This window comes from Algorimicrobium bowmanii (assembly GCF_054031195.1).
The window spans coordinates 536239-550778 of sequence record NZ_CM132929.1 but is presented as its reverse complement, the minus strand read 5'-3'; the positions used below and the strand labels follow the sequence as shown (position 1 = coordinate 550778).

The 14540-nt window shown below is 36.3% G+C and carries 7 protein-coding genes; 3 read left to right on the top strand and 4 right to left on the bottom strand.

Annotated elements, in window-relative coordinates; all coding sequences use genetic code 11:
• The first annotated feature begins 20 nt into the window (after positions 1–20).
• Both ACW5R3_RS02430 and ACW5R3_RS02425 read left to right on the top strand, forming a co-directional pair.
• Complete coding sequence (locus tag ACW5R3_RS02430) at positions 21–884, top strand: cupin-like domain-containing protein (RefSeq protein WP_456578032.1); 864 nt, start codon at positions 21–23, stop codon at positions 882–884.
• Positions 885–1049: 165 nt separating this feature from the next.
• A complete protein-coding gene (locus ACW5R3_RS02425) occupies positions 1050–1580 on the top strand; it encodes a DUF6646 family protein (RefSeq protein ID WP_456578031.1) in 531 nt (176 codons plus the stop codon).
• 54 nt (positions 1581–1634) lie between these two features.
• Here the strand turns inward: ACW5R3_RS02425 and ACW5R3_RS02420 are convergent, their stop codons facing one another.
• Positions 1635–2108 carry a regulatory protein RecX gene (locus ACW5R3_RS02420; RefSeq protein ID WP_456578848.1) on the bottom strand — a complete coding sequence of 158 codons (474 nt, stop codon included), beginning with the start codon at positions 2106–2108 and terminating at the stop codon, positions 1635–1637.
• Between the two features lie 117 nt (positions 2109–2225).
• On the opposite strand from ACW5R3_RS02420, the gene ACW5R3_RS02415 reads away from it, so the two are divergent.
• Positions 2226–9032 carry a choice-of-anchor D domain-containing protein gene (locus tag ACW5R3_RS02415; protein ID WP_456578030.1) on the top strand — a complete coding sequence of 2269 codons (6807 nt, stop codon included), beginning with the start codon at positions 2226–2228 and terminating at the stop codon, positions 9030–9032.
• Between the two features lie 52 nt (positions 9033–9084).
• On the opposite strand, the gene ACW5R3_RS02410 is transcribed toward ACW5R3_RS02415, so the two are convergent.
• The 3 genes from ACW5R3_RS02410 to porZ are packed head-to-tail and all read right to left on the bottom strand — an operon-like array spanning position 9085 to position 14524.
• Positions 9085–11484 carry a TonB-dependent receptor plug domain-containing protein gene (locus tag ACW5R3_RS02410; protein ID WP_456578029.1) on the bottom strand — a complete coding sequence of 800 codons (2400 nt, stop codon included), beginning with the start codon at positions 11482–11484 and terminating at the stop codon, positions 9085–9087.
• A 20-nt stretch (positions 11485–11504) separates the two neighbouring features.
• Positions 11505–12221, bottom strand: coding sequence for a DNA repair protein RecO (gene recO, locus ACW5R3_RS02405; RefSeq protein WP_456578028.1), 717 nt, complete (start codon positions 12219–12221; stop codon positions 11505–11507).
• A complete protein-coding gene (gene porZ / locus ACW5R3_RS02400) occupies positions 12221–14524 on the bottom strand; it encodes a type IX secretion system anionic LPS delivery protein PorZ (protein WP_456578027.1) in 2304 nt (767 codons plus the stop codon). Before porZ ends, recO begins: the two co-directional genes overlap by 1 nt.
• Positions 14525–14540 lie beyond the last annotated feature (16 nt).

The following is a 14540-nucleotide window of genomic DNA, read 5'->3' as shown; positions in this document are numbered from 1 at the left end:
ACGTTCTAAAGTTTTGAGCATTGACATGGAACCTACAACCCATTCCGCGTGTTAAAACAATTACGAAAGCGGATTTTATAAAAAATTATTTCAAGCCACAGAAGCCTGTGGTTATTGAACAGTTTATAGAAGATTGGCCGGCTTATACCAAATGGAATTTAGATTATATGAAATTGGTAGCCGGTAACAAAACGGTACCGCTTTATGATGATAGACCCGTAGATTTTAAAGATGGCTTTAACGAGCCTCATGCCAAAATGAAAATGGCCGAGTATATAGATTTGCTTAAAACCGAACCTACCAAATACCGCATTTTCCTATGGAATATTCTTAAAGAAGTTCCGGAATTGCAATCGGATTTTTCCTATCCCGATTTTGGCTTAAAACTTATGAAAACCCTACCTATGTTATTTTTTGGCGGTAAGGATTCCTATACTTTTATGCATTACGATATAGATCTGGCTAATATTTTTCATTTTCATTTTCAAGGTGAAAAAGAAATTATCCTTTTCAACCAGGAACAAAATAAACATTTATACAAAGTACCACATGCTTTAATAACCCGTGAGGATATTGATTTTTCGAACCCCGATTTTGAAAAATGGCCCGCATTAAAACATGCCAAAGGCTATAAAACCCAATTATCACATGGTGAAATTTTATATATGCCTGAAGGTTATTGGCACTATATGAAATACCTAACACCTGGTTTCTCCATGAGTTTACGTGCCATAGCCCGCAATCCTAAAAACTTAGGAAAGGCTATTTACAACATTGTAATTATGCGTAATTTTGATAACCTAATGCGCCGTATTAAAGGCCAAAAGTGGATAGATTGGAAAAACAAGCAAGCCATTATTCGTACCCATAAGCAGCATAACTAAACCCTAATTACCCACCTGGCTAACATAAAATAGCACAGCCTACACAAGGCTTTTAGTTAATAAAGCACCAATGACCAACTAGGACATTAATTTTAAAGACTTTACCATTAGGCAAACTCAAATAAATTAATATATTTGCACCCTAATTTTAAAAAAATTAAAAACATGAAAAAATTATTGGTTCTTGTAGCAATACTTAGCGTTTCGTTAGCAAATGCACAAGCGTTTAAAGGAAAAGGCGATCAAAAATTCCAAGTAGGTGCTAGTTTTCAATCGCATGCCACAGGATTAAACTTAAGCTACGACTACGGTTTAGGAGAAAATTTCTCAATCGGTGTTACAACTAGTTATGCTTTAGGTGTTTCAAGTAGTTTAAAAGACGATGTTTACAATAGTGGAGTTAGAATTTCTGAAAAAGCAGGTTTTGAAGATCGTTTTGACTTAAAAGCACGTTTTAATGCCAATATTGGAAATGTTATTAATATTGATGAAAACTTTGATTTATACCCAGGTTTAAACTTTAGTTTAAAGAATTTTGGTGGCCATATTGGTGCGCGTTATTTCTTTACTACAGGATTTGGTGTGTATACAGAAGCACAGTTTCCTATTGCTAAATACAACAGCGATAGCTTAACACCAGCTGAAAAGTTAAACAACCAGTTTACACTTAACTTAGGGGCTACTTTTAACCTATAAGTTTTAAACATATTTACAAAAAAGCCTTTTATAGCACGCTATAAAAGGCTTTTTTTATGGTATTAAATCGGCAACCTTATCGTAAACTATGTGACTTTCCCAACCGCGATACAATAAATAATTGGCTAGTTTTTTACGTTTTTTCCATGTATCGGTTTCCGTAATGGTTTTTAGTTTTTTCTCGGCTAACTCATGAAACGTAGCCAAGTAATCGGCATCCGAAATTTCTTTCATAGCCAAATCTATATTATACTTACTAACATCGCGTTTTTTTAGCTCTAAGCGCAACCGCTGCCGCCCCCATTTTTTTATGTTGAATTTCCCCCGCACATACGTTTGCGCAAAACGGGTTTCGTTTAAAAAATTATGGTTTAATAAATGTACAACAACCACATCTATAACCTCCGGAATCATCTGCATTTGCTTAAGCTTATCGGTTACCTCCTTATGGCAACGCTCTTGATAAGCGCAATAACGCTCTAACTGGCGTTTGGCATCTTCAACGGTGTAACTTTTATGGTGCTTTATCATGGGAGCAAGATAATAACAATTTATTAATACAAAATAAACAAGAGCATATTGTATTTTGGGGTTTTTAGTTTATATTTGTGTCCCTAATTTTCTCAATACTAGCAAGTTATAATAATGAAACAAAACTACCCTCTAATTGTTCTTATCTTTTTGTGTACACTATACTCTGGGTTTGGGCAAACAACAGACCTCATTATTTCAGAATATGCTGAAGGGTCTAGTAATAATAAATATATAGAGATTTACAATGGAACCGGAAACTCGATTGATTTATCAAATTACCAAATTTATAAAACAAGTAACGGAAGTAATTGGGGAAGTTCTCCAATAAGTTTATCAGGAACATTAATCAATAATGACGTATACGTTATAGCAAACCCCTCTTCAGATGCTATTATTCTTGCTGCAGCAGATTTAACTAATAGTAATGCGAATTGGAATGGAGATGACGCTATTGGTCTTGCCAAAGACATTAGTGGAACTATGACTATAATCGATGTTATTGGAGTAGAGGGCCAAGACCCAGGTTCTGGGTGGGCTGTTGCAGGGACAGGGAATGCAACTAAAGATAAAACTTTAGTTAGAAAGAGCACGATCTGTACTCCCAATACAAATTGGTCCGCATCAGCAGGTAATAACACGATAGATAGTGAATGGATTGTAAAAAATCAAAATGATTGGGACGACTTAGGTATTCATACTGCGAATTGCTCTCCAACAGGCCCAAATATCACAGCCAGTCCAACCACATTAACAGGGTTAGATTATGTAGAGGGCACAGGACCTTCTGCTGAGCAAAGTTTTGATATTAATGGCGTATTGTTAACCGCAGGTATTGCTATTACAGCACCTACCAATTTTGAGATTTCTAGAACAGCTGCCGGTCCTTATAGTTCAACGCTTAATATTCCTCTAGCCGATGCAAATGGCAGCAATACCATTTATACCAGATTGGTTTCCGGCTTGCCAATAGCATCCTATTCCGGAAACATAACGATGACTAACCTAACTGCTGGAGTTTCAACTATGCCAACTGTGGCGGTTAGTGGTGAGGTTAACCCACCTCCAACAACAGAGTTAAATTTCGCTAATTCAACATATTCTATTAACGAGAATGGAACTGCCATAGATATTTGTGTAGATATTACAAATCCATATTCTACAAATACAACAGCAGATATTATTTTAACTTCAGCAAACACACCACATCTAACTTATACGACACAAGGAATTACATTTCCTGCAAATAGTACAGCGCAACAATGTATTTCTATAGCAATTACAGATAATACGGCCTGTGGTGACGATACTAATTATACTTTTGAATTAGATAATGTGAGCGGTGGTTCAAATGCAGTTGTAGGGAGTGTCAACGAAACCACTTTAAGTGTAAGTGATGATGATATGGTTTCAAGTACTCCTTTCAATGAAACTTTTTCAAACTTTGGGACTTTTACACCTGTAAGTATATCTGGTGATAAAGATTGGATAATAAGTAGTGGAAGAGCTTCAATAAATGGTTATGGAAGTGATATAGCTGCAGAAGATTATTTAATTTCAGCTTCAGTAGACATGTCCTCTAACAGTGCAGCCACTTTAGATTTCGAATTATCCAAATCATATACTGGACCAAATCTACAGATTTTATATTCTACAAATTTTAATGGTAATTATACCAGTACTGATGTAAATACAGCTACTTGGATTTCAGTTCCTGGAATTACCATAACTAACACAACAACTTCAGTATCTGCTGATGTTTTAGCAGTGACAGGTACTAATGTATATTTCGCATTTTATTATACAACAACTGGTACGGGAGCAGGCCATGCTGCAGGATGGACTGTTGATGATTTATCTCTAAATATTACAGCTTGTGTTACCCCAGAACCAGAAATAGAAATACAAGGAAACGGTATTGAAATTGTAAACGGGGCAACGAGTCCAAACACAGCAGACGACACCGATTTTGGTAACGTAGCCGTTGCAGGTGGCACAAACCCAAATACTTTTACCATTCACAACACCGGTTCGGCAGATTTAGATATCACAAGTATAACCAGTAGCAATACAACAGAATTTGCAATTAGTGGTGCAACTCTAGGTTTAATAACTCCGGGAAATTCGGCAAGCTTTACGGTTACCTTTAACCCTAACACAACCAGCCCTCGCACCGCTACCATTACGGTAAATAACGATGATGCAGACGAAAGTTCTTATACCTTTGATGTGGCAGGTAATGGGACTAATAGTAACCAATCAACAATAATAGACAACACAACCTATAGTACTGGCTCTCCAGAGTTCAATAGCACTGTAGAATATATTAATTTCATTGACGGTTCTTCAACTAACTCAGGGAAATTTATCCCTATGAAACTTAAAATTGTAGATGGTCCTGATGCAGATGGTTTTGAAACCAAGTTAACAGATATCTCATTTACAGTTGAAGATTTAGCAAACGCTGATCAATTGGCAATGATAAAAACTGCCATACTTACAACCACTGGAGGAACAACAATTGCAACAGCTTCTATAATTGGAAATGAGTTGGTATTCTCTGGAATGAATAACGCGTCATTAACAGCAGCTGACGATGATGAACAAATATTCCATTTAAGAGTTTCACTAGACGAAACACAGGTCATTGATAATACCAAATTAGTATTTAAAGTCACTTCAGCCACAGCAGACGCAAGTGGTTCATCATTTGCAGCAGCTGACGCAAGTGGTGCCGAAACAGATACTGGCAATAATAACAGAAACCGCTTAAATGTTACAGCAGATAGACTTGCATTTACAGTGCAGCCAACAAGTACAAGCGTAAACACCAATTTAAATACGTTTAACATTTCAGCAGTCGATCAATTTGGAAACATCGATTTAGACGATTCTCTAAGTATTACACTAACTACATCGGGAGTTGGCATGACTTCTTCTTCCCCATACAGTTTAACCAATGGCGATTTAGCCATTTCGGATGTGCAGTTTAATACTTCGCAAACCAATATTAACCTTACAGCTACAACTTCAGGATTAGCGTTTAGCAATACAACAACCTCTACTAATTTTGATATTTTAGATGTTGCAGTAGGAACTTACAGAACCACAAGTAACGGTACTTGGCCAAGCGGTACAGCAACCTGGGAAAAATTATCTACAACTGGTTGGAATCCTGCAACACCAGCTGCTAACACCACCGAACTATTAATTATACGCCATACCGTAACGTCTAGAGCTTCTTTTGCTGCTCCTGCACCTAGAACCACCATGGTTGTAGAAAATGGAGGTTCTTTTGATGATGGACACAACAGTACCTTTGGAAGTCTTCTAGTAAAAGATGGAGGTACATTTATAGCCTCAGCCCCTGCAGTAGATATAGACCCAACAGGAACGTTAACGGTAGAAAACGGAGGAACTTTTGTAATTAACTCTGGTACATTAAATAATGCTGATGGGTTGTGGGAAGGTACCGAAAATTTCTATCCAGAATCCACATTAGAAATTCAGGATTGGGATTGGGATTCTAGTTCAGGAGAAGAAAGATTAATTGACAACAGTAATGCAATTAGTCTAAATTCTGATGGTTATTATTTTGGACATATTTATTTTAACGCAACACACGACGAAAAGGCTTTTACAATTGTTGGAGAAATTGGTACTCATAAATTATGTAACAACCTTACCATAAATAATAGGTCGTTCTTAAAGAATGTTGTTTTAACCGACAAAAATGCAAACATTGAAATTAAAGGTCATGTAGAAATTCTTCAAAATAAATTTTCATTTGGATCAGTAGGCTCAAGTAATCTAAACCATACCGTAAAAGGGAATCTAATTGCTAATGGTGGAATTATTGATATTAATCAACAAAGTGCTGGAGCAGCAACAGTATTAGTTAATCTAGAAGGTGACCTAATAGGAACAGCAGGAACCATACAAAGTACCGATGGAGATTGCGGTATTGCTTTTACAGGAAGTACACTTCAAAATATTGATGTGGCTGATACAGTACCTTACAAAAACATAAATACATATATAAAAAATAATGCCGAAGTACAATTATTAAACAACAACCTAAAACTAAACAACGCATCCACATTTACGGTTGAGAACGGTGGTTCGTTTCATTTTAATTGGGCAGCAGATGCATCCACACCGCTATTAATTACTAATGGTGGCAATGGTTCAAATACTTTCAACTCTAATGAAGGATCTATTTTAAAAATTACTCATTTAGATGGTTTAGTAAAAAACACAGCCAACGCAGGTAATGTGCAATTATCTGTTAGTAATAAAACTTTTAACCAAACTGCTAGTTTCCATTATTTAGGAAAAGACAACCAAGTTACAGGAGACGGAATTTCAACGGGATCCACTGGAAAATTAGTATATGTGAATCTTTCTGACAACTCAAAAACACTAAGTCTAACCAATAATATTGGTATTGCAAATGCAGTAACTTTAGATCCTAATGGCGGGAAATTAGAAATTCAAAAAGGTATTGTTATCGGAACTAATAGTGGAGACTTCTATGGAAGCGGAAGATTAGTAATGTCTGATGGAGAATATCGCATTAGCACAATAACCTCTAATCAACTAACCGATTATTTACCGCAGCTTCAAAATTATAGTAATTATGATTTAACGGGAGGAATTGTGCATTTAAATGGCGTAGGACTAGATAATACACAAATTTTATCTGGTGTACCTAATTATGTCAACTTATCCTTTAGTGGCTCTAATATTTTAGCAGAATTACCTCCACTACCTCCTGGAATACCAACCTACAAAGGTATTAGTCGTGGTACAAATGTTTCCAACAACATTACTATATCTGAAGACGCTATTGTAGATATTAAAAACTGGTCATTAGGTGGGTCTGGAACAAATTTAATCATGGAAGATCAAGGTCGATTTATTATGGCAGGAGCTGGAACTAAACCGGATGCTACTGGAAATTATTCTTTTGCACCTAATACAACTATTGAGTTTAATAGTGACGGAGGCTTTGAATCTGTTAGATTATCTAATCCGGTACCTGCCTATGCCAATATTGTGGTTTCCGGATCTAATGTAGGAACCATCGCAAATGGTTCGGGTGCAAATTCTTTTATTCAATTTCAACCAAACGGTTCTTTTACTGTAACTGGAACAGGTACGTTTAAACAATCTAATACCAACGGTTTTTCAGGTCTTGCAAACACATCTATAAGCGATGTTAATAACCCTGTAATTACATTGCTTAATAATTCTACCATAGAATACCAAGGAGCAAACCAAAACATTACACATTTTGCTCCGGAATATAAAAACCTAACCATTTCGGGTAGTGGTATAAAAACTTTAGGTCACCCAACAGATATTACAATTGGTGAAGATCTGAATTTAGTTTCTAGTGATATTACTATTAACACAAACGAGGCCATAACTGTTGATGAAGGTCTAATTATAACCGGTGGAAATCTGGAAATTGAAGATTCAGGAAGTCTGATACAAGTAAATGATACAGACACGAATTCTGGCGATGTAACCGTGAGACGAAATGCTGAAACCAGACAATTAGATTATATTTATTGGTCATCTCCTGTTGTAGGCTATCCAGTAAATACGGTTTATGGGAGTAATACACCTACACATAAAATTTACCGTTGGGATACTACTATAACGAACCCGAATGGTGGACAAGGAAATTGGGTAGCAGCCGCAGGAGAAACTATGCAGCCTGGTGTTGGTTATATTGTAAGAGGTCCTGGTACATACACAGAAACTAGCGCACTTATTACTGCCACTTTTAATAACGGGAAACCTTTTAATGGTTTATTTTCAATTGATGTTTCACGAGGCTCTAATACCGCCAGTGAAAACGATAATTGGAATTTAGTAGGAAACCCATATCCTTCTGCCATAGATGTTGTTAGCTTTTTAGATAACACAACCAATAGCACCATATTGGATGGATTTGTAAACATATGGACACATGGAAACTTACCTTCAACATCGGTTGAGGATCCTTTTTACGCTAATTTCCAATCTAACTATTCTGCTAACGATTATATAACCTATAATGCTTCTGGTTCATCAAGCGGACCATCAACTTTTGGTGGTAAAATTGCTGCCGGACAAAGTTTCATGGTTAATATGTTAGACGGACCAGCAACAACACAGCCTATTGAGTTTAGAAATAATATGCGAAGTAAAAACTATGACAATTCTGATTTTTTCAGAACAGATGAAACACCTGAAAAACATCGTATTTGGTTAGATTTAGTAGCTTCCGACAACTCTACAACACGAATTATGGTTGGGTATATTACTAACGCTACCGATGATCGCGATCGTTTATACGATGCGGTAACTGACAATCAGAGTTTTTATTCGTTAATCAATAATAAAACATTTACTATTCAAGGTCGCAAATTACCTTTTAGTGAGACAGATAGAATTCCTTTAGGTGTTAAAGTAGCAAATACCGGAAGCCATACAATTGCTATTGCAGCTGTTGACGGCTTATTTGAAGCGGATAACCAAACGGTTTACCTTAGAGATAATCTATTAAACATAACACATAATTTAAAATTACTTCCTTATAGCTTTACTTCTGTAGCCGGCAATATTAACGATAGATTTGAAATTGTTTACACAAACAACACCCTATCGGTAGACAGTTTCACTGAAAATAGTAATACGTTAAGCATTGTTGAATTATCGGACAATCAAGTTCAGTTCCGCATAGACAACAACGCATTAACTATTAAAGAGGTTGAAATTATAGATTTATTAGGGCGCCGTATTTACCAGTTTAAAGGGAACTCACAAACAGAAGTTTATAACTTACAGAACTTAAGTAATGCCTCTTATTTGGCTCGGGTAACTTTATCTAACAACCAAGTAGTGGTTAAAAAGGCTATTAAAAAATAACTATTAATTTAATAAGCACACTAAAGCGGTTACCAGTAGGTAGTCGCTTTTTTTATAGGGTATAATTTAGAGATACCACTACATTTTTACCAGGAGACACAATACCTGAGCTATACGTTTTATAGCGCTGATCGGTTATGTTTTCTATAGCTGCCGTTATACGAAGTCCGTTATACAATTGATATTGCGATCTTAAATTTAAGGTGTACCAGGATGGTGCATAAGGATTACCTTGCTCATCTTTAGCGTACAGATAAGGTTTTTCACGTTCAGATAGCGCCATATTCTGGTAAGATAATTCGCCGTTAAAGTTTACAAACCCATCTATTTTTAAGCGTTTTTTTTGCCATACCAAATGAGCATTTCCAAAATTAGGTGTTACATGTCGTACTGGTAAATCGATTCCTAAATTAGTTTCCGAACCGCCAGAAACATTATACTGCCCCCTAAATTTTAAAGATTTTGATAGGTTAACCTGCAAGCCCATTTCAAAACCATAAACTCGCGCTTTTGATGCATTTTGAATAGCCTCAACCTTACTCAGCTCACCATCGTATAAAATTTCGGAATGACCATCAATATTAAAACCACGACGCACCAAAGCATCATCTAAAAAGGTATAATACGTAGCCAAATCAAGTACAACAACATCATTAAAATTTAAGAGCAAACCTAATTCGCCACCATAAGCATACTCCGGTTTAACTTGAGCATTTGGCACTACAACAGTACCGGGCTCGGAATCGAAAACCTTACCCATATCATCAATATTTGGTGCTCTAAATGCTGTAGACGCATTTAATTTCCACTGAATCACTTTTGAAGGCATCCAGCTAATCCCTGCCGTTCCTGTTAGTGCTCCCGAATGTATTTGAGCATCTGAAAATGGTAAGTTTAAAAAAGCATTGTTCTCGGTAAAATCGGCATCCGAATCCACGTGACTATACCGAACACCTGTTTGAAAAACCAGCTTGTTATGTGGCTTGTACTTTAAACTGGTATAAGCCGCTGCAGATTGCCACGTAGCGCCATTAGGATATCTACTAACAGCAGGTTCCACAGCAGCAGTAGCAATATTGGTTTCATTAGCCTCCGAATGCACCAAATTATACACATATTCAAACCCGTAAAACAACGTTGATTTAGCACTTAGATGTTTCTCCAAATCGATATTAGCAGAATACGCATGCACATTCTCGGTACGGTTACTTTTTAAAACAGATTGATAATCGCGGTCATGCCGACTTTCCATAAAATACTGATACGCCATTGTAGTTTGTAGCTTATCATACAAAAATGTCTGTGGGTTTAGCTGTGTGACTTGCAAATTAGTCATAAACCATTTTTGAGGTCCATAATACCATTCGGCAGATTTCAAACTTTCATCTTTATAATTCGTTAACCTATCATATCGTGAATAATTAGACGTTTCAGAATAATAGGCTGCGGCATCTAGTTGCCAATTTTCATTCGGTTCGTAGCGTACTTTTTGCATAGCATAAAGCTGATTGAAACCTGTAGGCTTTTGAATAAGTGGATTGCTATTGGGCACGGTGACATCTTCTCCTTGGTTTGTTTCTACATATTCCGTGCGCAAATAATCGGTAGGACCGTGAGATCCCATTCGTAAGTCGCCAAAATCACTAAAGCTAAAACTGGTAAAAAAAGCCCATTTTTTTAAACCAAAATTTAAATCTACATGTCCTGTTTTTTCATTATTAGCACTGGCATATCGTACTAAAGCATTTCCTTTAAAATACAATTGATTTTTATAAGATAATTGCGGCTTTTTGGTATAAAAACTCATCACACCACCAATAGCGTCGCTACCATAAACCACAGAACCGGCTCCTAAAGTTATTTCGGTATTTTGGATACTTAGTGGATCTATAGAAATAACATTTTGAAGGTTCCCGCTTCTAAAAATAGCATTGTTCATTCGCACTCCATCAACCGTTATTAAAAGTCTATTGGTTGAAAACCCACGAATCATAGGGCTCCCACCTCCTAACTGACTTTTTTGAATAAACACATTGCCTGTTTCTTGTAATAAATCAGCACTGGTTTGTGGATTGTAAAACTGAATGTTTTTGGCAGTAATATGATTAATTTTCTGAGGAATATCGCCCTTACTTTGCTCGAATTTAGAGGCTGAAATAACCACCTCATCTAAACCAATACGACCTTTTAAAAACACCTGACCTGAAGATATTTGAGATCTAGTTAATTTTAGTACATGAAATCCATCGGCATAAAATGCTAAAGTATCTGTCGTAAAAAAAGCACTTAAATCGGCTTCGCCATGTAGATTGGAAATAACCGACGTATCGCCATTAGAAATAACAACTCCCGGAATAGGCAAACTTGTTTCTGTTTCCAAAACCTCAATACGCTGCGCTTGAACAGCATACATGGTTAGCAAACACATGTATAAAACAAGTTTCATTTTCATAAAAACAAATTTATAAATTGTTATTTAAATATCTGATTGAGTATCTGTAGGGATTTTGGTTTTTTAAAATATCCCAAATGAAACTCATAATACTGCATAAGCATGTTTAAAAACGCTTGACGTTGGGTAGCGTTTAACTTTACAGTATTTAAGGCATCAAAATTCATGCCTAAAAACTGCTTTAAAATCGTATTATTGGTAGATGAAATAGCATAAATATGCTTGGCATCCGGTTCGAAATAACCAGATTCTAAATTAAAAACACCTGTTTCAGTTTGTGTTGTATCAGGATAAAAACCAAGATGTTTGGTGAGTTTTAATAAAAATAACAAATGAAAATTAGCGTAGTTACTTTCTGAATCCAACCACTGCAAGGCCGTTTCTAGATAGGTAAACAACAAAGTATTCTCCTCCTCTTCTTTTAGTACATTTGCTAATACTTCGGAAAGGAAAAGTACAATACTACTTTTAATAACATTGGTATGTAAAGAGCTATAAACAAAACTCGATTTTACCTCCTTAATGTAATGAAGTGATTGTTTGGGTTTATAGTTTTCTACAATTTCTAATTGAGACAGCAATTGATAGTAAGCTACGGTGCCAGGACGTTTACTTTTATATGCCCCGCGAATAAGATAACTAGTAACCCCCCGATTTTCGGTATAGCAACCAACAATTAAATCGTTATCACGATACTTAATTTTTGAGAGCACTATGGCTTTTGTTGCGCTAGCCATTAGCGAACAACCATAAGTTTAATAACTTTAGTTTCAAAGGTATCTAAATCAGATAACATAACTAAATACACCCCAGTTCGAACAACATTATTGGCTAGGTTTTTACCATTCCAATACGCTACGCCTCCATCAATTTCTAAATTATATCCTTGATATCTAGCATTTGTATTAGACTGCGCTTCGGCTACCAAATTACCTTCAATATCGGTAATTTTGATATTCACATTATCGGAAATGTCTTTTATTTTAACCTTATCCTCTGTAATATTAAATGTTGGACGTACAGGGTTTGGATATACATAAGCATCTTCAAGCGACTCTTGAGCTTCCGAACTTCCCGATCCAAAGGACACCAAACCACCATCGGTAGCAATATAAATTCTTCCAGAACCGGAATCGATAGCCACATCAATAATAATATTGGATGGTAATGGCGAATTATCTTTTGTAAAGTGATACAGTGTTTCCTGACCATCTGCAGAAAAATAATACAAACCAGTGCCAATGGTAGCAATCCATTTATTATTTGAACCATCAACTTCTATATCCGAAACAAACTGCTGGTATAGCAACTCACTAGGCACGCCATTGTCCAGAATAATTACCGACTCGGCCTGCACATTATCATCTGTAAAAAAGTTTGAGGTATTGTATAAAACACGTAAACCACTAACAGTACCAATCCACACCTGGTCGCGTTGATCTACAGCCAAAGCCGTAACAAAGGTTGATGGAATGTTCTCCTCATCGGTAGAGATGTTGGCAATCTTCCTACCGCTATTATTTTCATTATACCCTATTAAACCAAATTTATAACCACCAATCCACTTGGTACCATTATTATCTATTACAACCTCGTCATATCCCCACTCATTTAATCCATCTTGTATCAGGTCTAGAAAATCATAACTTTGCCATGCTCCGGTAGTCGGGTCGTAGGATTTCAGAGGGCTTCCCACACGAGCAGTCATGGTCCATAATTTCCCTTCCCTATCAAAAGTAGATGCGTTTAAACGAATACTCTTAAAATCGGGAGAACCTGCTAGAACCAACGATTCCAAACCACTATTAGACTCGTTATATAAAATGGTTGGTACATTATCATTAACTTCTAAAAGGCCATCGTTAAACGAACTGATAAATACTTGTTGTGGATTGAAGGGGTTAATTGAAATTTTATTTAAATCGCGAGCAACCAATACGCTATCTTTTGAAATATTAACCCAGGTTTCACCATCCTCTATAAGGTGACTTATTCCGAGTCTTTGTAAAACACCCGGATTATACGTTAAACTGTATTCACCGTAGGTTAACCACAAATTATTTGGGCTTGCTTCAATAGCAAACGAATCGTTTGACAAAGGGCCAACTGGATGAATTTCTTCAAAAGTATCATGCCCGTCAAGTGGTGTTTTTAGAATACCGTATTCTTCGGTACCGATATAAAGGTAGTCGTCAATAATAGTTGCTGCACTATAATTCCCAGGATAATCTGCAAGCGCATTAACACTTGCTATAATTCCAAAATTAGAATTAAATACATAAACACGGTTTCTAATTGTTATAAGTAAATGGTCTGATACAGCACGTAAATCAAGCGGTGTAGAAGGAAACTGAAGTAACAAATCGGTTAAATTTCCGGAGCTAATATCATATAGGTTATTATCTGTTTTAGAAGCATACAACTTGGTATCTAAAGCTTCAACAGCCGTATAACTACCAGCAACAACTGTTTGCCATTGTTGAAAATCTATTAAATCGGGGTTTGATATTTCCGCACGTCTTACACCACCAGCATCTTGGCAGGCTGCATAAATATAGTCATCAAAAAAAGTAGTTTGCTCTACTGTCACTTGCGAACCGCCCGTACCAATAAAATAGGTATCTCCAAACTCCAGACTCGCTAAATCGTAAACTGAAATTCCATAATCGGTTGCTATATAAATGTAGCCGTTATATTCATTAAAATGATTGATGCGTTTTCGGGTTGGTGGAATGGTTACCTTATTTAAAATATCAACAACCGATAAGACTTCATCATCATTATCAAAAACAATTTCTATTAAACCCGTTTCGTAACCCACAACAATTAATTCGTAGGCTTCACTGTAGTAAATTTGTGAAATTTGCTCACCAGCAAGTCCGTTAACCGTAGATATAGTTTGTGTTTCCTGTGTTTCGGTATCGTATACAAATATGGCATTTTCGGCAGCTGCATACAACTTTCCATTACCTTGTGATACATCTTTAATATTTAAATACGAATAATGACCTTTCCATAAAGCCGAAAAGTTTTGAGCCATATGAATGCATGGCATC

Excerpts from the sequence above, each read along its gene's own strand:
- ACW5R3_RS02415 (WP_456578030.1), top strand. The coding sequence starts at position 2,226 with ATGAAACAAAACTACCCTCTAATTGTTCTTATCTTTTTGTGTACACTA.
- ACW5R3_RS02425 (WP_456578031.1), top strand. The coding sequence starts at position 1,050 with ATGAAAAAATTATTGGTTCTTGTAGCAATACTTAGCGTTTCGTTAGCA.
- recO (WP_456578028.1), bottom strand. The coding sequence starts at position 12,221 with ATGGCTAGCGCAACAAAAGCCATAGTGCTCTCAAAAATTAAGTATCGT.
- porZ (WP_456578027.1), bottom strand. The coding sequence starts at position 14,524 with ATGGCTCAAAACTTTTCGGCTTTATGGAAAGGTCATTATTCGTATTTA.
- ACW5R3_RS02410 (WP_456578029.1), bottom strand. The coding sequence starts at position 11,484 with ATGAAAATGAAACTTGTTTTATACATGTGTTTGCTAACCATGTATGCT.